Source organism: Caballeronia sp. KNU42, assembly GCF_053760385.1.
Window position 1 is genome coordinate 1,050,617 of sequence record NZ_CM132388.1, and the last position, 19,525, is coordinate 1,070,141.

19 protein-coding genes are annotated in these 19,525 nt (G+C 61.5%); 4 read left to right on the top strand and 15 right to left on the bottom strand.

Translation table 11 applies throughout. The annotated features are described in order from the left end of the window. Nucleotides 1-83 precede the first annotated feature (83 nt). The 9 genes from ACSOSP_RS04635 to ACSOSP_RS04675 all read right to left on the bottom strand — a co-directional run bounded on the left by ACSOSP_RS04635 (nucleotide 84) and on the right by ACSOSP_RS04675 (nucleotide 7,788). On the bottom strand, nucleotides 84-836 hold the full coding sequence (locus tag ACSOSP_RS04635) for an SDR family oxidoreductase (RefSeq protein ID WP_455309795.1): 753 nt from the start codon (nucleotides 834-836) through the stop codon (nucleotides 84-86). 61 nt (nucleotides 837-897) lie between these two features. Then, nucleotides 898-1,761, bottom strand: coding sequence for an NmrA family NAD(P)-binding protein (locus ACSOSP_RS04640; protein WP_455309796.1), 864 nt, complete (start codon nucleotides 1,759-1,761; stop codon nucleotides 898-900). Nucleotides 1,762-1,982: 221 nt separating this feature from the next. Next, nucleotides 1,983-2,135 carry a type II toxin-antitoxin system RelE/ParE family toxin gene (locus tag ACSOSP_RS04645; RefSeq protein ID WP_455309797.1) on the bottom strand — a complete coding sequence of 51 codons (153 nt, stop codon included), beginning with the start codon at nucleotides 2,133-2,135 and terminating at the stop codon, nucleotides 1,983-1,985. Nucleotides 2,136-2,279: 144 nt separating this feature from the next. Next, nucleotides 2,280-2,507 carry a ParD-like family protein gene (locus ACSOSP_RS04650; protein ID WP_455309798.1) on the bottom strand — a complete coding sequence of 76 codons (228 nt, stop codon included), beginning with the start codon at nucleotides 2,505-2,507 and terminating at the stop codon, nucleotides 2,280-2,282. Between the two features lie 254 nt (nucleotides 2,508-2,761). Beyond that, on the bottom strand, nucleotides 2,762-3,346 hold the full coding sequence (locus ACSOSP_RS04655; RefSeq protein ID WP_455309799.1) for a YceI family protein: 585 nt from the start codon (nucleotides 3,344-3,346) through the stop codon (nucleotides 2,762-2,764). Nucleotides 3,347-3,406: 60 nt separating this feature from the next. Then, nucleotides 3,407-3,967, bottom strand: coding sequence for a YceI family protein (locus tag ACSOSP_RS04660; RefSeq protein WP_455309800.1), 561 nt, complete (start codon nucleotides 3,965-3,967; stop codon nucleotides 3,407-3,409). A gap of 251 nt (nucleotides 3,968-4,218) precedes the next feature. Next, nucleotides 4,219-5,163, bottom strand: coding sequence for a substrate-binding domain-containing protein (locus ACSOSP_RS04665; protein WP_455309801.1), 945 nt, complete (start codon nucleotides 5,161-5,163; stop codon nucleotides 4,219-4,221). Nucleotides 5,164-5,261: 98 nt separating this feature from the next. Further along, the gene (locus ACSOSP_RS04670) at nucleotides 5,262-6,290 is read right to left on the bottom strand and encodes an ABC transporter permease (protein ID WP_031361871.1); all 1,029 of its coding nucleotides are present in this window, start codon (nucleotides 6,288-6,290) and stop codon (nucleotides 5,262-5,264) included. Continuing rightward, nucleotides 6,283-7,788, bottom strand: a complete 1,506-nt coding sequence (locus tag ACSOSP_RS04675) for a sugar ABC transporter ATP-binding protein (RefSeq protein WP_455310850.1) — start codon at nucleotides 7,786-7,788, stop codon at nucleotides 6,283-6,285. The genes ACSOSP_RS04670 and ACSOSP_RS04675 overlap by 8 nt, the downstream gene beginning before the upstream one ends. Before the next feature lie 353 nt (nucleotides 7,789-8,141). On the opposite strand from ACSOSP_RS04675, the gene ACSOSP_RS04680 reads away from it, so the two are divergent. Both ACSOSP_RS04680 and ACSOSP_RS04685 read left to right on the top strand, forming a co-directional pair. Continuing rightward, entirely contained in the window at nucleotides 8,142-8,834 is a 693-nt protein-coding gene (locus ACSOSP_RS04680) for a FadR/GntR family transcriptional regulator (protein ID WP_455309802.1), read from the top strand. A gap of 364 nt (nucleotides 8,835-9,198) precedes the next feature. Then, nucleotides 9,199-11,400 (top strand): TonB-dependent receptor, encoded by a 2,202-nt coding sequence (locus tag ACSOSP_RS04685; protein ID WP_455309803.1) that lies wholly within the window; start codon nucleotides 9,199-9,201, stop codon nucleotides 11,398-11,400. Between the two features lie 362 nt (nucleotides 11,401-11,762). On the opposite strand, the gene ACSOSP_RS04690 is transcribed toward ACSOSP_RS04685, so the two are convergent. From ACSOSP_RS04690 to ACSOSP_RS04715, 6 genes are all read right to left on the bottom strand, one after another. After that, nucleotides 11,763-13,346, bottom strand: coding sequence for a PepSY-associated TM helix domain-containing protein (locus ACSOSP_RS04690; protein WP_455309804.1), 1,584 nt, complete (start codon nucleotides 13,344-13,346; stop codon nucleotides 11,763-11,765). 4 nt (nucleotides 13,347-13,350) lie between these two features. Next, complete coding sequence (locus ACSOSP_RS04695) at nucleotides 13,351-13,665, bottom strand: hypothetical protein (protein ID WP_455309805.1); 315 nt, start codon at nucleotides 13,663-13,665, stop codon at nucleotides 13,351-13,353. Nucleotides 13,666-13,667: 2 nt separating this feature from the next. Further along, the gene (locus ACSOSP_RS04700) at nucleotides 13,668-13,964 is read right to left on the bottom strand and encodes a hypothetical protein (protein ID WP_455309806.1); all 297 of its coding nucleotides are present in this window, start codon (nucleotides 13,962-13,964) and stop codon (nucleotides 13,668-13,670) included. Nucleotides 13,965-14,561: 597 nt separating this feature from the next. After that, nucleotides 14,562-14,825 carry a hypothetical protein gene (locus ACSOSP_RS04705; protein ID WP_455309807.1) on the bottom strand — a complete coding sequence of 88 codons (264 nt, stop codon included), beginning with the start codon at nucleotides 14,823-14,825 and terminating at the stop codon, nucleotides 14,562-14,564. A gap of 98 nt (nucleotides 14,826-14,923) precedes the next feature. Then, nucleotides 14,924-16,063 carry a Rieske 2Fe-2S domain-containing protein gene (locus tag ACSOSP_RS04710; protein ID WP_455309808.1) on the bottom strand — a complete coding sequence of 380 codons (1,140 nt, stop codon included), beginning with the start codon at nucleotides 16,061-16,063 and terminating at the stop codon, nucleotides 14,924-14,926. A gap of 416 nt (nucleotides 16,064-16,479) precedes the next feature. After that, nucleotides 16,480-17,106 (bottom strand): DUF938 domain-containing protein, encoded by a 627-nt coding sequence (locus tag ACSOSP_RS04715; protein ID WP_455309809.1) that lies wholly within the window; start codon nucleotides 17,104-17,106, stop codon nucleotides 16,480-16,482. 548 nt (nucleotides 17,107-17,654) lie between these two features. On the opposite strand from ACSOSP_RS04715, the gene ACSOSP_RS04720 reads away from it, so the two are divergent. Beyond that, the gene (locus ACSOSP_RS04720) at nucleotides 17,655-18,221 is read left to right on the top strand and encodes an ankyrin repeat domain-containing protein (RefSeq protein WP_455309810.1); all 567 of its coding nucleotides are present in this window, start codon (nucleotides 17,655-17,657) and stop codon (nucleotides 18,219-18,221) included. 170 nt (nucleotides 18,222-18,391) lie between these two features. Further along, nucleotides 18,392-19,522 (top strand): hypothetical protein, encoded by a 1,131-nt coding sequence (locus tag ACSOSP_RS04725; protein ID WP_455309811.1) that lies wholly within the window; start codon nucleotides 18,392-18,394, stop codon nucleotides 19,520-19,522. Nucleotides 19,523-19,525: the final 3 nt, after the last annotated feature.

Here is a 19,525-nt window from a genome sequence, read left to right on the forward strand (position 1 = left end):
TTTGGGCGGGTTCGCCCAAACCACCTTTTTTGTGGCATCAAGGCTGTGGGTTCTTGATGCGCTTGATGCCCTACAGTGCTCGGCTAAACCAGCACCGCCCCGCCATCCACCACATACGTCTGTCCCGTCGCGAATCCACTTTCCATCAGGAACAGATACGCCGCCGCGACATCGCGTGCGTCCCCCACTCGTCCGACGGGCAAATGCTTGCCGGCTTGTTCGTACATCGCTTGCCGGTCCGCTGCGGACATGTTCTGCCATAGGTTCGTCGCGATCAATCCTGGCGAAACCGCATTCACGCGCAACGGCGCCAGTTCGACGGCAAGCGCACGCGTGAGTGCTTCCATCGCCCCACATACGCTCGCGCCGAATGCCCAGCCGCTGCGCGGACGCAACGCCGCCACGCCCGTTGTCAGCACGATCGAACCGCCCGTCGAGATATGCCGCGCGCCGTATTTGACCGCGGCGAGTGCGCCCCAGTAGCGGATATCGAACGCGCGCCTTGCCAGCGATAAATCCGTCGCAGCGATCTCGCCAAGCCGCAGCGAATCGCCCGCGGTGAACACAAGATGATCGAAGCTGCCGGTCGCGTTGAAAAACGCTTCGATGGCTTGTTCATCGGTGAGATCGAGCGCGTGGCCTTCGGCATTCGTGCCTAGCGCCGTGACTGCAGTTTCAACCCGTCCCGCATTGCTCGATCCAATCACGACGTTTGCGCCTTCGGCCAGCGCATACTCCGCCACCGCATAGCCGATACCCGATGAACCGCCGAGCACGATCACTTTCTTGCCATCGAGCCGGCCTTCAAACGCTGTGTTTTTCTCCGCCCGAGTCATTGGTTGTACTCCTGATTAAAAGTAAATGCCCGCAAGTTGAATCCTGACGATCGGTGCCCTTCTACGCCCTTTCCAACAGCGATTGCAGCACCGTATCGAGCGGCACACGGCCTTTGCGTACTTCGTTTTCAGCGCCTTCGAAGCAGATCCATTCTTCATTGAATCCATCGATCATCTGCATGCGCGGCGTCGGGTTTTTCATCCCTTGCGAGCGGAACAAGTCTTCCCACGTGTCGCGCGGCACGACGCTCATGCTGACATCGCGACCGAGCAAACGCGCAAAACTCTCGGCAATCATGTCGGGCGAAATACGCTGCGGTCCTTCGAGTTCGACAACGCGGCGTCCCGTCCACGATTCGCGCAGCAGTTCCGCTGCGACGCGGCCGATATCGGCGGTGGCGACCATGGGCACGCGTTTATCGAGCGGCTGCAAGAAGCTGGGCACGATGCCCGATTCGCGTGCAGGCGCCACATCCCATGCTGCATTTTCGATGAACCATGCAGCGCGCAGGAAAGCCACGGGCATTGGCAGCGTACCCAGTTCCTGTTCGAGGATTTGAAGCTGGTTCAACAGGTTCGGCTCCGTGGCTTGTGCGCCGATGGTCGATAGCACGACGACTCTGGACGGTTTGGCGACTGCGAGTGCGGCCCGCAACGTGGCAATGGTCTTGCGTGCCTCGGGGAAGCCCGGCGTGGGGTCGAACGTCGGCGGCAACAGGACAAACACGCCTTCCGTGCCTTCAAATGCATGCTGCAGTGCCTGTTGGTCGTTGACGTCGGCGAGTGCGACTTCGCAGCCCTGCTTCGCCCAAACCTCGCCCTTCACTGCGTCGCGAACGACGGCGCGCACCTCGTGGCCGGCGGCCAACAACAAACGCGCGACAACGCCCCCAACCTGCCCTGTGATCCCGGTCACTGCAAACATGGTTTCTCTCCAGAAAATTTGGCAGCAAGCGCTGCGTTGGAGAGGATTGTGTTGGACGAGGCCTTGATTGACGATAGCCCGGAGGTCATTTCATTCATGACATGAGGGCATTGATCGTGGGTGCAGCGATGACCTCGAGGCTGCGGGGAGTCAGTTCCGACATGTGGTGCGCGAAGCTGAGCGCGGGGCAACGAGGCTTGAAGAGAGCGATAAAGTCCCGGTCAGCGTTGCCCCAATCGTGGGGCGGGCTCACCGCTCAGATCCCGATAGAAATTCTCGTGTCGGCCGATCGCGTCGAGGTGCACCAGTCGCGGTTCGTCATCGACGGTGTAGCCGAGCAAGAACAATTGTCCCTGGCTTCGAAACTTGTACACAAGAATCAGCTAGGCCCCTCTCTTTCGCTCTCCGAAAGCTAGGTCAGCCGCGACCCACTACTGCGGCGTCCACGTCGGCGGCGCCGTTGTCATTGAGTTTCTTGTACCGACTGGCAAAACGTCTCGTCTGGCGCACCGTAAAGCTCACGTGCGGCAGACACGTGGCACGAACGCTGTAGAGTGTTCGCGCGGCTCGGCCATCGAGATCAACGACTCGGCAATGAACAACGCCGGCAGATCCGGATTGTCCAGCGCCGCACGTCCGACATTTGCCCAAAATTCAGTCTGGCTGGCGATTGATCGGTGTTCTGCCGACGCATCAGCCTTCGCCTGTTCATACAACTCGTCATCAATTCGGACCGGCATGCTCATCGTAATTTCCATTGCTACAGATACGGCAATGGAGGTTATAGCAGAGGCACGGCGCATTGGGGGCCAGGCGTGCGCGACATGTGGAGCAGACCGTTTTTGCACATCAGCCCACTCGCTTTCTCGGAGGCGCTCACCTTCGAGATTGCGCCCATGCTGGGCGCACTAACAAAAACGCCGCTCCAACTTACGTTGGAACGGCGTTCTTCGATTGAAGAGCCAGCATCGCAACACGCATGCCGGCAATTTCAACAGACTTACTGCTTCACGCCTTCGGCTTGAATATGCAACACCGTCTTCATCTTGAAGCCGTATGCCTTGCCGTAGTCCACGCCGAAGTCGCCGCGATCGAACGTACCCGTCGATTCCGTGCCGCACACTTCCTTCTTCAGCATCGGATGCATGATGCATTTGAACGATTCGATCTTCAGGTTCACCGGCTTCGTCACGCCGTGCAGCGTCAGCTCGCCGATCACTTCAACCGGCACATCGCCCTTGAACTTCATCGACGTGCCCTTGTAGGTCGCCGTCGGGAACTTGTCGGTGTCGAAGAATTGCGCGCTCTTCAGTTCACCATTCAACTTTTCATTGCCGATATCGACCGACGTCATGTCGATGGTCGCTTCCAGCGTACCCTTCTGGGTCGCGCGATCGAGCGTCACCGTGCCGCTGCTCTTCGTGAACTTGCCGCGCCAGACCGAGAGGCCGCCAAAGTGGTCGGCTTCGAAGCTCGGGGACGTGTGGCTCGGATCGAGCTGATACGTGGCTTCTTCAGCCATCGCGTTGAACGAAAGGGCCGCGAAAAGCGCGCCGGCGGCTGCAATCAGAAGGTTCTTTTTCATGAGTTTTCCTGGATAAATGTGGTGATCGATGAACGATTATTTCTTGGCTTACCGCGTGGCTTATTTCTTGGCCGCGACGAGATGAAACTTGATGACGACTTCGTCGGCGACAACCGATGTGTCCTTCCATTCGCCTGACCCGACATCGAACTGCGTGCGTTTGATGGGCAATGAGCCATCGAAGGTTTGCGTCGCGCCCTGGCTCGTGACGGTGACCGGCACGGTGACGTTCTGCGATTTACCCTTGATGGTCAGCTTGCCGCTGACGTTGAACTTCGTGCCGCCGGCCGGCGCGATGGCCGTTGAAACAAACGTAGCCGTCGGGAAATGGGCCGTATCGAACCAGTCCTTGTCGGTCGCTTGCTTGTTGTAGCTGTCATCGCCGAGATCGTAGCTGCTCGTATCGATGGTCAGATTCGCGCTGCCGGCCGCCGGCTTGGCCGGATCGAAGTCGAGTTGCGCGGTGAACTTCTTGAACTTGCCTTCAACCGGCACGTTCATTTGCTTCGATGTCGCCGTGACCGTGCTCTTGGTCGTATCGACCTGGGCTTGAGCGGCGCTGGCGAATAAAGCGGTGGCGGCGGAAGCCGCCAATAACCATCGGTACAAGGGTGTTTGCATATCAGGCTTAGGGTCGTAATCGATACGGCATGGTATTCGACCCGATATGCGGCGGATAGCCACAGGGAAAGAACAGATTGTTCTATCGGTGAAGGTAATGGAGAAACTGACAACAAAACCCGATCAGCGTCGGGCAAAACTAAACCGCAAAAGCCAACAAAAAAGCGCAGCGCGAAAGGATCATCCAGCAACCCCTTCGCACTGCGCATCACCTGCCTGGCCCGTAGCAACGGGCCAGCAATCACCAACCCTCAATACAACACGTTCTTCGCCACCGGCTGATCGATATTCCCCTTGTCGACCATGACGACACCCGTATCGACGAACTTCGGCGGCGCCTTCTTCTCGATCACGCCAATCACCGTCTGAATGCCCTTGTAGCCCATCTGATACGAGCCTTGCACGGCGATCGCCTGGATCGTGCCGTCCTTCACGAAGTTCTGCAGATCGGAATTACCATCGAATCCAACGGCAATCACCTTGCCCGCCTTGCCCGACTGCGCCAGCGCGCGGCCCATCCCCACCGCCGTCGGCTCGTTCGCCCCGAAAATACCCTTCAGGTCGGGATTGGCGGCAAGCACGTCGGTCGTCTGATTCAACGCGTTAGCCATTTGCGACTGCGAGTAATACGGACCGACCACCTGCAACTTCGAATGCGCCGCCAGATACTTACGGAACCCGCCCACGCGCCCCACTTCGGACCCGGCGCCGGCCACATACGACATCAACGCAATCTTGCCCGTCTGCCCCACCCGCGCGATCAATGCCTGAGCACACATCTCGCCGGCCTTTTCATTGTCGGTGGACAGGAAAGCCTGGTAATACGGCTTGCCCGAATCGGACAAGGCCGAGTCGATGATCACCACCGGAATATGCGCTTCCCATGCCTTCTTCACGGCCGGCACCAGCGCATCCGGATCCGACGCCGCCAACACGATCCCCGCGACCTTCCGGTTCACCGCGTTCTCGACCATGTTCACTTCGGCGGCTATATCGGATTCGGCAGCCGGGCCCTGGAAGGTCATCGTGTAACCCTTCTCGGTCGCCAAGGCCGCAGTCGCGCCCTTGTTGACGTTTTGCCAGTAGTTCGAATCGGCGCTCTTCACGATCACCGCAATCTCGCCGCCCGCCGCAAACGCGCTGCTTGCAGCGACGGCAAGCATAGCGGTGAACATCGCCTTCGTAGTCAGTTTCATGTCTCGCTCCTGTTGATTTTGTAACACCCCGTGGGACCCCGCTTTCTTCTACGTCGTCTCTTCTACATCGCGAACGCTCAAGACGCGTCCGATGAAACTCATCTCCGGTTCCGGATCTGGTCAATCCACACCGTCCCCAAGATAACCAGGCCGATGATGATCTGCTGGATGAAACTCGACACCCCGTTCATGTTCAGCCCGTTACGCAAGATGCCGATCACGAACGCGCCGATCGCCGTGCCGGAGATCGTGCCGACGCCGCCCATCAGCGACGTGCCGCCGATCACCGCGCTTGCGATGGCATCGAGTTCGTACATCACGCCTTCGTTCGGCTGCGCCGTCACCAGCCGCGACATCAGCACGCACCCGGTCAAGCCCGCAAGCGCGCCGGACAATACATAGGTGAACAGCTTCACGCGGTTCACGTTCACGCCCGACAGCCGCGCCGCTTCCGCATTCGATCCGACCGCGTAGATGTGCCGCCCGAGCGAGGTGCGGCTAAGCATGATGGCGACCAGCACCGCCAGCACGACCATGATGATCACGGGGTACGGAATGCCGGGAAACACGATGTCGGGGAACCCGTCCGAGCCCATGCGAACCACGCGAAACAGCGAACCGTTACCCAGTTCGGCAAAGGAATCGCCGAGCCCCGAGACCGGCCGCGCGCCGGTAATCTGCAGCGCCACGCCTCGCGCCACAAGCATCATGCCCAGCGTGGCGATAAACGGCGGCAAGCCCATGCGCGTCACGAACAACCCATTGAACGCGCCGCAGATCGCACCCACGACCACGCCGCCGAGCATGCCTATCGGCACGGGCACGCCGGCTTTCACGAGCATCGCGGCGACCACGCCGGAGAGCGCGAGCACCGACCCGACCGACAAGTCGATACCGCCAGTAATGATCACGCACGTCGCGCCAAGCCCGAGATACGCGATGGACGTCACCTGCAACGCCACGGTCATGCCATTGCCGAGCGACATGAATGCGTTGCTGGTCGCCGAGAACACGACCACGAGCATCACGAGGCTCCCCAGCGCCGCGAACTTCTGGATCAGGTCCTTGCGGCGTTCACGGGCGCGGGCACGGTCGGCGTGCGCCGGGTCGGTAGTCATCTCAAGCATGGGCGGTCCGTCCTGATGCGTAGTGCATGATTTCTTCCTGATTGGTTTTGCGGGTCTCGAGCACGCCCGCTATCTGGCCTTCATGAAACACGGCCACGCGGTCCGTCATGCCCATGATTTCGGGCAGTTCCGAGCTGATCAATACAACGCCGATGCCCTGCGCCGCGAGCCGGTCCATGAGTTCATAGATCGCGTATTTCGCGCCGACGTCGATGCCGCGCGTGGGTTCATCGAAGAACAGGATCTTCGATTCGCGGAAGAGCCATTTGCTGATCACGACTTTTTGCTGATTACCGCCCGAGAGATTGCGCGTGATCTGGTTCACGCTCGGGGTACGAATGCCGAGCGCATCGACATATTTGCGCGCGACCTTCGCCTCCTCTTCGAAGCGGATAAACCCGCCCGCGCCCGAGACGGCTTCCACGTTCGCGAGCGTGATGTTCTTCGCGACCGTCATCTGCAGCGCGAGACCATTGCCCTTGCGGTCCTCCGAGAGATACGCAATGCCGTTGCGGATCGCATCGATGGGCGAATGGATCGAGAGACGCTTGCCTTGCAACTGGACTTCGCCCGCCTCCACCGCATCGGCGCCGAACACTGCGCGCGCCACTTCAGTGCGCCCCGAGCCCATCAGTCCCGCAAAGCCGAGGATTTCCCCGCGACGCAATTCAAAGCTCACCGGCCCGAACACATCGCGGCGCTTGAGTCCGCTTACGCTCAGCAACACCTCACTCGTCGGCTTCGATTTGCGTTCGGGAAAGACATCGTCGAGATCGCGGCCGACCATATGCGAGACCACTTGCTCGATCGTGGTCGCGGCGAAGTCATCGGTGGAAATGGTGCGGCCGTCGCGCAGTACGGTGACGCGATCGGCGATCTCGGCCAGCTCATCCAGCCGATGCGAGATATAGACAATGCCCACGCCCGCCGCACGCAACTCCTTGATGATCCGGAACAAATGCACAGTCTCGGATTCAGTCAGCGACGACGTGGGTTCATCCATGATCAACAGGCGCGCGTTGAGCGACAGCGCCTTGGCGATCTCGATCATCTGCTGCTGCGCGACCGACAACGAGCCCACCAGCGTGCGAGGCTTGAGCGGCAAGCCGATACGATCGAGCGCAGTTTGGGAATCGGCGGCCAGACGCGCCCGGTCGATGAAAATTCCGCGCTTGGGCTCGCGCGCCAGAAAGATATTCTCCGCGATGGACAAGTGCGGGATCAGGTTCAGTTCCTGGTGAATGATCGCGATGCCCGCCGCCTGCGCCTCGAGCGTGGACGCGAAGTGGTGCTCGCGGCCGTCGATGTAGATCTCACCCTCGTCCGGCCGATATTGGCCGCTGACGATCTTCATGAGCGTCGACTTGCCCGCGCCGTTTTCGCCGCAAATGGCATGCACTTCGCCTGCGCGGACGTCGAAGCTGACGTTTTGCAGCGCGATCACGCCGGGGAAGCGCTTGCCAACGCTGTTCAGGCGCAGCAAGGGCCCGTCCGGCATGGCGTACCGGCCGGTTGCATGTGACGCCGCATGTGACGCAATATGCGCCGCGCCCTGTTGGGCTGCCGCGTTCATCGCGGGGCCTCGTCGACTCGTATGAGCATGTGCACGGGCGTTCTCTCCTCGGCGGGGTCTCTCAGATTCTGGGGATGACGCCGATCATCGTTCCGGCGCCAAAGTGGTCAAGCCAATTTTTGTCTTTCAGCAAGTGGCCTTACCTGTTGTGAATGATAATGGCGTTAGGCCTACTCTGGAATCGCGGTATTTACCCTTATATCTAATGGGATACCGGTCAAGCGATGCTGAAGCCAATTGGTCAAGCCACCTTACACTTCGATCCCTGCCTGACGCCCATGACGACATCTGTAAAACCGGTTGAAACGCGACGGCTGTATCAAACCATTGCCGACCAGATCAACACGCTGATCCGCCTCGGCAGCTTCCAGGCGGGTTCGCGCCTGCCGCCGGAACGTGAGCTTGCGCAGCAGTTGGGGGTGTCGCGGCCGTCGTTGCGCGAAGCGTTGATCGCGCTCGAAATTCGCGGTCAAGTCGAGATACGGATGGGCTCGGGCGTGTATGTGTGCGAAGGCAGTACCGAAGAGCCGCCGCTGACGTCCATGGGCGAAAGCCCCACCGAGTTGATGCAGGCGCGCGCGGCGATCGAAGGAAGCGTGATCGTGCTGGCTTGCACGCGGCTCACGCCGGACGGAATGGCACGCCTGCAAAAGAGCGTGGAGTCGATGCGCGAGCTGATCGCGCAAGGACGTTCGCCGCTGGAACCGGACCGGCTGTTCCATATAACCCTGGCTGAAATCGCGGGGAATTCAGTGCTGACCCGGTTGGTCGGCGAGTTATTCGATGGCCGTAACGACCCAATCGCGGCCAAGGTGAGCGGGCTTGCGGAAAACATCACGACCTGGGGCGTCGCGCTGTCCGAGCACGAACGGATCCTGAGGTCGCTGGAAGCGCGCGACCCGATTGCCGCACAGGCCGCCATCCGGTCGCATTTGAAGGCGTCGGAAGAGCGCTGGGTGGGCGGCGTTTAAGCGTCCGGTCCGCTACACCGCTCGCACAAGCCACGCTACGCATCGATCGGCCATACGCGGCGTCGGCCCCCATTTTTCAGCCTTTCCCAGTCAGCCTCCTCTCCCACGCAGCATCGCTATCAATACTGAAACTGCGAATGATAACGATTCGCATTCGTGTATAATCTGTCAGCCAATTTCCATCTCCCCGTAATTTGTTGATCGGCAACAAGACCAAGACATCGCTCGCGGCGCCAATGCCTGCCTGATTGCGCCACGAGCACGCGGTCACGATCGTCCGCTGCGCTCGTCAATGGCTTTCGTCCGCTACTTACCTGCTCGCAGTCACCCAGCGACCACTTCGCGTGCCAACTCACTAATCGCCATGTCCATTTTTACCGGTTCATCGTCTGTCCGACCGTTATCCAACGCTGTCCGCCTCGCGTTCCTTTACGCGGCGCTCCCCCTGACAATCGGCGCAACGTCCACCGCCCGCGCGCAGAGCGCTTCTCCCGACGCGACGGAAAACGTATTGCCGGCGGTGAAAGTCCAGGCAGCCAAAGATCCCCTGCCCGGCGATTTCGCCCCTGCCTATGACGGCGGCCAGATCGCTCGCGGTGCAAAGTTCGGAGTGCTCGGCAATCAGGAAATGATCAACGTGCCCTTCAGCATGACGAGCTACACGTCGAAGGCGATCGAAGATCAACAGGCGCACTCGGTCGGCGAACTCTTGTCCCACGATCCCGGCGTTCGCCCGGCTTTCGGCTTTGGCAACTTCTCGGAAGTGTTCGTCATTCGCGGCTTCCAATTGACCGGCGATGACATCTCCTTGAACGGCCTGTACGGCATCACGCCGCGCCAGTTGGTGGCGACGGAAGTGCTTGAACGCGTTGACGTGTTCAAGGGCGCCAATGCATTCCTGAACGGCGCGTCACCCACCGGTTCGGCGGTAGGCGGCGGCATTAACCTGGAACTGAAACGCGCGGACGACAAACCCCTCACGCGCGTGACCGTGGAAGGCAGCGGCTCGGGTCAACTGGGGACGCACGTCGATGTCGGCCGCCGCTTCGGCAGCGACGGACAGTTCGGCATTCGCGTGAACAGCGCGATCCTCGGCGGCGAAACGAGCATCGACGATGAATTCCGCCACAACACTTCAACCGCCGTCTCGCTTGATTATCGCGGCGACAAAGTGCGGTTGTATGGCGATTTTCTCTACCAGCGCAGGAACATCGATCAAGGGCGCTCGACGGTTTCCGTATCCGGCGACCAGGTGCCGAGCGTCCCGTCCGCCGCCAGCAACTTTGCCCAACCCTGGACGCAAAGCACGCTTGAAGACACCGTCGGTATCGCGCGGGCCGAATACGACATCGCGCCCGCGTGGACGGCGTATGTGAGCGGCGGCATCCATCGCTTGCATGAGGACGGCACGTACTCGTCGCCGGCCTTCAATGCTGAAACCGGCACGACCGCGACGCGCGGCGACATCCTGCGCACCACCGACGCGTTGTCCGCCGAAGCCGGCGTTCGCGGGCACTTCGCTACCGGCCCGGTCAGCCATCTGGTCAGCGCGGGTTTTGCGATCACGACGCTCGAGGATCGTGAAGCGTTCGCCTTCAGCAGTTCGTTCCCGACGAGCCTGTACGGCGGCGGCATCGTGCCCGAGCCTGCGGCCAACGGTTTTGTCGCGGGAAGTTTCGCTGATCCGGGTCTTGCCGACCAGATCCTGACGCGCAGCGTGGCCCTCTCCGACACGCTCGGTTTCCTGAACGACCGCGTCCTGTTCACGATCGGCGCGCGTCACCAGCAATTGCACCAGAACAACTACACGGTCGGCACCGACACCGTCTCGTCCTCGTACGACCAGTCGATCACGACGCCCATCTTCGGCCTCGTCGTGAAGCCGACGAACAATGTCGCGCTGTTCGCGAACCGCAGCGAATCGCTGAGCGCCGGGCAGACTGCGCCATTCGGCGCGGCCAACGTGGGCCAAACGCTGTCGCCGAGCCGCACGAAGCAGTACGAAGTGGGCGCGAAGTACGATTCCAATCACTTCGGCGCGACGCTCTCGGCGTTCCAGATCGAACAACCGTCCGCCTACACGGACAGCACGACCAACGTGTTCGCCGCCAACGGCACGCAGCGTCATCGCGGTCTCGAGTTCTCGGTGTATGGCGAGCCGCTGCACGGCGTGCGCGTGCTCGCAGGCGCGACCATGCTCAACGCCAAGCAACTCGACACGAATGGCGGCGCCACCGACGGCCTGCGCCCGGTCGGCGTGCCGAGCTACCTGTTCAACATCGGCGCGGAATACGATGTTCCGATGCTGCCCGGCGTCACGGTCAATGCCGCGTGGATCCACACCAGCAACCAGTATCTCGACGCGCAGAACAAGCTGTCGATCCCGGCGTGGGACCGTTTCGATCTCGGCGCGCGCTACACGACGAGCATCCTGAAGCACGTCACCACGTTCCGCGCGACCGTGGAGAACGTGACGAACAAGGCGTATTGGGCCTCGACGACCGGTGCGTACCTGACTGAAGGGAAACCGCGGACGCTGCTGCTCTCGATGACCACGGACTTCTGAAAACAGGCTTTCTAGCAAACCGGTTGTTGTAACGATGGCCGGTTGCAACGCATGTGTTCGGCGGCCGGAAGGAAATCGTAGTCGGCTGATAAGTAAATGCGGGGCATCGTGACGTAGTTCACGATGCCCCGCATTGCGTTCAGTAAGGCATGTCGCCGCAACAAGGTTGATCGATGGAATTGCGCGTTTGCAGCGCATTGCGATAGTCGTCCGTGCAGACGCAACGCTCGATTACGCCCATGTTTGAAGAGGCCGCATCGATGGATGCGTCAGCCCCAAATTCCACGCGCGTCAAGCTCATACAGGGCGGCAATCTGCGATCGACTCCGTCCAGTATCCGACGCAGCTCCGCTCAACCTCCGTCAGCGGGTGCGAGCGGAATATCGCCATACGCTATCCTGCCGGCCTGTCGCGACCCGCTTCGCGGTTGCCCGCAACATCCAGGCAAAGCATCCTGCGCCTATCAGCGCGCACACATCCACCCCGAGCGCCGCCGGGTTAAACCACAGGCCAGTGGAAGGGAACAACCACCCGACGGCCGAAGCCAGCGGCACCAGCAAAGTCGCACCCGTTGCCAGCGCCAACAGCTCGACCGATCCGCGTGCTCCGCCCCGTACGAACGCCCATGCGATGCTCGCCAGGAACATCGTGTAATAAATTCGCGCATGCCACGCCGATAGATCCGCCACACGGCCATTGAGCAATTTCCCCGCTGCGAGCGTCGCGGAAATACCGGCCACGCAACCCAGCGTTACGCCAACAGTCAGCGCCGCCATGAAGTAGGTCGCAGGCCGTTGCCTGGGCGCATCTCCCCCACGTTCAAGCTTCCGGCGGCTCTCGATCCACAGCAGATTGCCCGAATAGAACAAGAACGCGCCGGCCAGGCCGAGAATGAAATAACCCCATTGGATCGGCTCGCCGCCATAACTGCCAAAGTGCAACGCGAAAAATGCGCTGGTGGCGGCAGACCACGCGTTGCCATCGGCGGCGCCGGGCAGGAATTGAGCATTCAGGAAGCGTCCGGTCACCGGATCCAGCAACGCAAATCCTCCACTGCGCGCCAGATAACGCGGATCGTCGCCACTCACAAATACGGTCGCACCCGGCGCTCCCGCTCCGCGATAAACCAGTTCCATCGGCTCGAATTCCGGCGCGTGCTGCTTCACCGCGGCCACGATCTGAAGCGGTGAAACAAGCGTCGTGGGGCTGCCCGGTACTACAGGCGCTTTCGAGTAATACGGGTTCTGCGCCTGCTCGGTGGCGCTGAGCGTGCCGCCATAGATCACGCGATCCTGCACAGCGAAGATATAGTCGCTCAAGCCAAACGCGACAACCGATAACGCCATCACCACATGGAACGGCAAGCTAAGAATGCCGACCACGTTATGTGCATCGAGCCACATCCGCTTGAGGTTCTTGCCCACGCGCAACGCAAACAGATCCTTGATCAGGCTCGGCAGCAGCACGATCACACCGGACACCAGCGCGAGCCCGTAAAGCAGCGACACCACGGCCATCACACCCATGCCGACATCGAAACCGCCCGGAATGCCGGCAGTCATATGCAGGATATCGATGAAACTCGCTGCGTTCGACGAACCCCGCGCATGCGTTTCGAGCTTGCCGGCGGCATCGAGCGTGGCGGTGAAACGCTGCGGCTTGCCGCGCTCTCGCCACGAAAGACTCGCCGCGCCCGCAGGTTCGATCCGCAAGGTGAACTGGCGCCTTGCATCCGGATGCGCGGCCAGCGTCTGTTCGATAACCGCAGCCGCCTGAGCCAGCGGGAAAACCTCGGCATGCGCGGCCGGCGGCGTGACCCACTCGTTCAGCGTGTTCTTGAACATGGTCACCGCGCCGGCGTAGAACGCGATAAAAAGCGCAAGACCGGCAACAATGCCGGTCCACGTATGAACCGTCTTATAGACGCGGATGACGTCGCTGCGCATGGGGTTATCGAATGAAAAAATGACGGGCTAGCGCGAGCATCACGAAACCGAGCGCGTTCGCGCTGCCCAGCCAGACCCACGCCCGCAGCCCGGTTCGGAACATGAAGTTGGCGCTCATCACGCCGATCCATACGGGCGGCACGAGCCACATGGCGACCTGGAACTTGTTTTGTTCATCGAGGGCGCCGGGCGTCAGGCAGGCAAGCAGTCCGCTCGCGGCAATCGCAAGCCCGAACCCTCCGATCACACCCGCCAGTGTCTTCGACAACCAGTCCCGCGACAGCGTGTTGCGCTCTTTCGCAGGCGGCACGGTCTTCACGGTCAACGCGCCACCCGCGAAGCGCCACCCACCCGGACCCGATCAAGCAACACGCCGATAAACGGACACGCAGTCAGGCTCGCCATGGCCGCCGTGAACACGATGGCAAGCGAGGTGGCCGGATGCAGCCTGCTCGCGCCGATAGCGAACGCCAGAATGCCTGACAGTGCCGCGAGTGATCTGAACAGCCGAGGCGCCAGCGGTGCGCTCAGCCAGCGCTGGCCCGGTGCGGCCAGATAAAACGCGAGTGCACCGGCGATCGCGAACAGCACCGATGCCGGCATGAAGAAATCTTGCATGGAGAGCGTGCAGAGTGCCGTCCCAATCTGTAAAAACGGATCGAGACAAGTTATTGAGAATCATTATCATACAGAAATTTGCGAGGGCCGGGGCATCTGCGTCTGAACAGGCGGCCAAACGCATTGCGCGGAGGCCGTATAAAAAATGACCGGGACAGCTCGAACACCCACATTTACACATGACCTACGCCCAAACAAACGGCCCGCTGAAAGCGGGCCGTTTGTTTGATAAAAACCGTGCTGTCAGAAACTGGAGATCTAAAAGCTGAAGCTCGAAAAGATCAGACGGGCGGACGTTTGAACGCGCCCGTTTGCTGCTCTTGCGTCACTTTCAAACCACCACTCCCGTTACTGCCTTACTGCCGCTTGGTCGCCTCCTTTTTCACTTTCTTCGCTTCCTTCTTTTCTTTCGGCGATTTGAGAGCGACCTTCTTCTCGGTTTTCTTCGCGTCCTGGCTCTTGCTCATGATGTGCTCCGTGGTTGACCTGACATTATTGCCCGAGCCGTTGCTGTTTGGGAACGTAGGGGGCATAAAAACGCGCCCTTGTGACCCGCTGCACGACTCCGGGCTGAAACGAAAAACAAGGCGAACACGCCTAGTCGATCTTCGAGCGCAGTTCCTGCGCGCTCACTCTCAACGCCTGATAGCCGGAGCGTGCATGCTCCGGCAAATCCGGGTCGCCGATAAGCGTGCCCAGCGTCTCGATCACGCTGTAGAGAATGCCCTTGGCCGCGCCTGCAGCCATCACACCCGAGGCATAGGAATGATCGACGTGGCTGATGGCGGCATCGAAGTGATCCTGTTCCGGGGGCGCGTCCGCCGCCGGCTTGACCGGGTTCTCTGTCGAGTTGGGTTCCATGATGGTCGACCTCTTCTGGTTAAAACTTCATGACTGCGACGTCTTGATCAAGACGTTGGTACTGCGGCAATTTGTCGTGCGCACAAGTCAGGCCGCGACTAATCACTGATCGGCTGGATCATATGCACACGACGCTCCGTCGTGCTTTCCCGAACCGGCGCGCCGCATTCAGTGAGCAGCGAACGCAGTTCGAGGATGACCGGGAAAACCTCATGGTTATGGTCGGCGCCCTGCCGGTCATGCGCTTCCTGCTCGCGCTCCACGATCCACCGGTCTTCCTTGAAGATACGCTCGGTGAACCACACCAGCAATGGCCACGCGGCATCGAGAATGCCAGGGAGTTTCGGCCGGCGGATGGACAGCAGGCCGAACGTGCGGTTGGTGCGCTGCTCGGCGTCGAGCGGCACGTACGCGATCCACAGGTCCATCACCATCGTCTGGTCCTTGGTGCGGATCCTGAGCGTCTGGTATGGATACTCCGTGCGGATCGTCATCACGTCTTTGTTGTTTTCATCGGGCTTGGTGCCGCGCTTCTGGCTGAACACCAGCGCCTCGCCGATCGGCTGCTTGCCCTCCTCGCGCGCGAACGTGTAATTCACTTCCACCCAGTCATCGCCACGGCTGCGCCCGACAGAACGCGCCTTCATCTGGCCCATCTGTTTCCGATGCAGGAACTGATGGTTCATGTCCATCAGGTTCTCGTGCATGAAGCTGTAATGGCACTTCACTTCGCGGCCGAAGCGGCGCGTTTTGTAGGCTTTATCGCCAACTGATCCAAGCGCCGGAAACGGCGTGGTCTCGGCGAGCAGCGGGTCGCCGGGGAAAATGAAAATCAGGCCGGCTTCTTCCCGGCACGGATACGAGCGCACGCCGTTCGGCAGGCGTTCACGCCCGAGATACGGAACATCTATACAGCGGCCGGTGCAGTCGTAGGTCCAGCCGTGATAACAACAACGGATGGATTCACCGTCGACCACGCCCGCATGCAACGGCACCTGCCGATGCGCGCAGCGGTCTTCCAGCGCAAACACCTTGTCGCTTTCCGTGCGAACCAGCACGACGGGGTCACCCGCGAAACGAACGCCATGGGCCTTGCCGCGTTTTACTTCCCGCGACCAGGCGACGGGATACCAGTGATCAGGGTGAATATCGACGCGGCGCAGATCACGCGCCGCGGGTTGAGACTGTTGGGACGGAAGTTCGCTCTGAGCGACGTCCTGTTGCAGCGCTACATGCATGTACGATGCCTCCGCTTGAGGGTATCGGCAAGAAAACAGACGAAAAATGTGCTTTGAGGAGACGTTGCAACCAAAGGCCTATCGCAGTCTACACGCCAGACGCCAATTGATGCGCGACCGGGCACGGCTGCGGCCGCCGGACGCGGGCTGGATGGGCGTGCGCAGGCGCAGCGTCGGTATTTTTGCGGCGCTTCGCGGCTGCGCCGGGCAACATTTTAACGACGTCTTTTACGCTGTGCTTATTACGCCCCTGGAACGTCCGACCTGCCGATACGGAACCATTCGGGAGTGTCCCGGGCCTCGGACCGACCCGCTCTGCGTCGGACCCGGGTGCTTGGGCCGGTCCGCCTGTCCGCCTGCTGCGTTGGATCTGGCTGCCTCGGTCCGGCCGCCGCACGCCCGCTACCCCGCATTCGTCAGATGCCGGTGCGCCTGAATATCAGGCAGAAGTTGTTGGCGGGCATGGGCACGGCTTCCTCCATCCACAAGTCTGCCGCACGCCCGAGCTTCACCACGTCTTCCATATTTCGCACGCCCCAGGCGGGATTCGTGGCGCGAAGCTGGTCGTCGAAGGCTTCGTTGCTCGGGGCGGTATGGGCGCCGTCGCGCTTGTAAGGTCCGTATAAGAAGAGCACGCCGTCGTGTGCCAAATGCTCGCCAGCTCCCTTGAAAAGCGCTTCGGCCGCCGACCACGGCGCGATGTGGATCATGTTGATGCAGACGATTGCCGCAAGGGAATCCGGCACGGGCCACGGGGACGACCGGACATCCAGCGCAAGCGGCGCGTTGAGATTGGCCAGTGAAGCGTGCTTGCGCCAGGCGTCGATGGACGCTCGCGACGCGGCATCGGGATCGCTCGGCTGCCAGGTGACGGTGGGCAACGCTGCGGCGAAGTGGACGGCATGCTGTCCCGTTCCGCTCGCGATTTCGAGGACCACGCCGGACTTGGGCAGCACACGGCTCAGCACGTCGAGAATGGGTCCGCGATTACGTTCAGCGGCGGGCGCCACGCGGCGGAGAGTGTCGGGGTTATCGGGGTTCACGGTGCATTTCCGGATGAAGTGCTGGCGAGCGTAAGCGTGCGATAGGCACAGGTCAAGCAAAGCGCGTCCGATAGCCGTTCGCGGGCGCATATGACGAAAAATGCCAATGGCGGGAGCCTGGAGAGAGGTGGAAAGCGACCGCGATGAGAACCGGGCAATGCCACTTTGGAACCCGCTAAACCGCCGCTCAAACCGGTCACTCGCAATCGGCGTCACGGAACAAACGACGGCCGATGAACACGCACCCTTTAGAATGACGCTCCGAGCGCGTTATCAGGACGCTCAGCAAGATCGACCGGACCAAGGCGCGATTCCTGCTATCCCGGTGCGGCCTGCCGCCAAACCTGTGTATCCTGACGCACTGATAGAAACTGCAAGGACTGCGGAAGCTGCGGAAGCTGCATAAACCGCGACTGGCCGCAGGGTCGCCGCCGGATACGGCTGAGCGCGGTATCAACCGGACATCGCCCGACCCGGCGCCCGCCTGCACCCCGGCATCGGGCAGCGGCCGCGCCGTACCCGTCCATGCAATCCAAATGGAGCCTCCCATGCAACCCGATTCATCCGCAGGCGTTCCCGGTCAAAGCCCGGAACCCTTGAGCGACGAACTCATCGATTTCGCGAGCGAGGTCTTCGACGTAGCCCGCCGCGGTGACGCCGCCATGCTCGACACCTTGCTGCATAAAGGCCTGCCGCCGAACCTGCGCAACGACAAGGGCGACACGCTGGTGATGCTCGCGAGCTATCACGGCCATGCCGACGCGGTGCGCGTGCTGCTCGAACACAAGGCGGACCCGAACCTGCGCAATGACAACGGACAGACGCCGATTGCAGGCGCGGCGTTCAAGGGTTACAAGCCGGTCATCGAGGCTTTGCTGGAACACGGCGCGGACGTGGAAGGGGCATCGCCGGACGGCCGCACGGCATTGATGATCGCGGCCATGTTCAATCGCGTGGAGATGGTCGAGTTCCTGATCGCGAAAGGCGCGAACCCCGATGCGAAGGACGCAAACGGCTTCACCGCACGCGACGCCGCCGCGAAGATGGGCGCCCCCGACACCGCCGCGCGGCTCGCGCAGGCGACCGAGGCGAAGGCGCGTCCGCCGGGCGTTTGAGCGAAGCCGGACGAAACGGGACGAAGCGAGCGCTGCCTCTTTTCGCACCTCTCGTCCGGTTCGGATTGAAGCTCACCCCGGCTCTTACCCCTTAAACCCCGCGCCATCGATACCCCCTGCGATGGCGCACGACTTTCGTGAAGGCAGCCCTGCAACATGGAGCTCTTGTGATGAGTGGCGGTTTCCCGCTTCGAGCGTACGAATGGCACTGGCGAACAGTAGCCCGGACGCTTGCATTCCTCCTTGTCCTGGCGGTCATGTCGGGATGCAGCCTGTTCCCGCATCAAGCGGCGGCGCCGATCGTGGACCTGTCGACGCCGCAACCGCCCGTCGAGCCGGAAGTCGTGGAGCCCGAGCCGGCATCGGCGCCGGTCGCGACGCTTCCCCCGGCCGAACCGAAAGCCCCGCGCCCCGCGCCCAAACGGCGTGTGATCGTGCCGAAAAAACCGCCGCCGCCCCCGCCGCCGCCCGTCGAAGAAAAAGCGCCGCCTGCGCCGCCGCCGCTGCTCACCACGCGCATCATGCAGCACGAACAAATCCGCGGTCTGCTCGACAGCGAGATCCAGCGCCCGGACGGCAAGGTGATCGGCCGCGCGGTCGACATGTACGCCGATGCCGCCGGCAAACCAAAGATCATGGTCGTGAACCTGGCAGGTTTCCTGGGTGTGGGAGACCGCAAGGTGACCTTCCCGTGGACCGCGTTCCGGTTCACGCCCGCCACGAAAAAAGCGCCCATCACCTTCGCGATACCGACGCCCGGCAGCAATCCCGCATCGAATGCGGCGAAGGCGAAGGCTCAGGAGGCATCGGCGAGACCGGGTTCGGTCAACGACATTCCACCGACGCTCGCTCAACTCATCGACTCAAATGTCTCGCAGAAAAGCGGCGCACGGATGGGTCGCGTAGTCGACGTGCTGATCGATTCGGAAGCGCAGCCTCAGGCGCTCGTGATCGATCTCTCCGATTCCCTCGCCGCCGACAAGCGGCAGGTCGCCGCCAACTGGCCCGACCTGCACGTCGTCTCGCGCAACAAGGTCATGCAATTGCAACTGGATTTCACCGACGCCCAGATCAAAGCCGCTCCGACGTATTCGCCCGATCAGCCGATCAAGATCATTTCGCCCGTCGTCCCCCCACCGGAACCTGCCGAGTCGCCGGAGCCCGCTTCGGCTCCCGGTGCGGCTTCCGGTACGACTGCGTCCGCGGCTGCGGTTGCGGCCCCGACTGCGGCTGCGGCCACCGGCTCCGGGTCCGGCGCGAAAGCCGGAACGGCCGCCGTTGCGCGTCCCTCGAAACAATGAGGA

What these genes read in the sequence shown, in the direction of transcription:
- ACSOSP_RS04635 (WP_455309795.1), bottom strand. Translation starts at nt 836, where the DNA reads ATGACTCGGGCGGAGAAAAACACAGCGTTTGAAGGCCGGCTCGATGGC.
- ACSOSP_RS04640 (WP_455309796.1), bottom strand. Translation starts at nt 1,761, where the DNA reads ATGTTTGCAGTGACCGGGATCACAGGGCAGGTTGGGGGCGTTGTCGCG.
- ACSOSP_RS04650 (WP_455309798.1), bottom strand. Translation starts at nt 2,507, where the DNA reads ATGAGCATGCCGGTCCGAATTGATGACGAGTTGTATGAACAGGCGAAG.
- ACSOSP_RS04655 (WP_455309799.1), bottom strand. Translation starts at nt 3,346, where the DNA reads ATGAAAAAGAACCTTCTGATTGCAGCCGCCGGCGCGCTTTTCGCGGCC.
- ACSOSP_RS04660 (WP_455309800.1), bottom strand. Translation starts at nt 3,967, where the DNA reads ATGCAAACACCCTTGTACCGATGGTTATTGGCGGCTTCCGCCGCCACC.
- ACSOSP_RS04665 (WP_455309801.1), bottom strand. Translation starts at nt 5,163, where the DNA reads ATGAAACTGACTACGAAGGCGATGTTCACCGCTATGCTTGCCGTCGCT.
- ACSOSP_RS04670 (WP_031361871.1), bottom strand. Translation starts at nt 6,290, where the DNA reads ATGCTTGAGATGACTACCGACCCGGCGCACGCCGACCGTGCCCGCGCC.
- ACSOSP_RS04675 (WP_455310850.1), bottom strand. Translation starts at nt 7,788, where the DNA reads ATGCCGGACGGGCCCTTGCTGCGCCTGAACAGCGTTGGCAAGCGCTTC.
- ACSOSP_RS04680 (WP_455309802.1), top strand. Translation starts at nt 8,142, where the DNA reads ATGACGACATCTGTAAAACCGGTTGAAACGCGACGGCTGTATCAAACC.
- ACSOSP_RS04685 (WP_455309803.1), top strand. Translation starts at nt 9,199, where the DNA reads ATGTCCATTTTTACCGGTTCATCGTCTGTCCGACCGTTATCCAACGCT.
- ACSOSP_RS04690 (WP_455309804.1), bottom strand. Translation starts at nt 13,346, where the DNA reads ATGCGCAGCGACGTCATCCGCGTCTATAAGACGGTTCATACGTGGACC.
- ACSOSP_RS04700 (WP_455309806.1), bottom strand. Translation starts at nt 13,964, where the DNA reads ATGCAAGATTTCTTCATGCCGGCATCGGTGCTGTTCGCGATCGCCGGT.
- ACSOSP_RS04705 (WP_455309807.1), bottom strand. Translation starts at nt 14,825, where the DNA reads ATGGAACCCAACTCGACAGAGAACCCGGTCAAGCCGGCGGCGGACGCG.
- ACSOSP_RS04710 (WP_455309808.1), bottom strand. Translation starts at nt 16,063, where the DNA reads ATGCATGTAGCGCTGCAACAGGACGTCGCTCAGAGCGAACTTCCGTCC.
- ACSOSP_RS04720 (WP_455309810.1), top strand. Translation starts at nt 17,655, where the DNA reads ATGCAACCCGATTCATCCGCAGGCGTTCCCGGTCAAAGCCCGGAACCC.
- ACSOSP_RS04725 (WP_455309811.1), top strand. Translation starts at nt 18,392, where the DNA reads ATGAGTGGCGGTTTCCCGCTTCGAGCGTACGAATGGCACTGGCGAACA.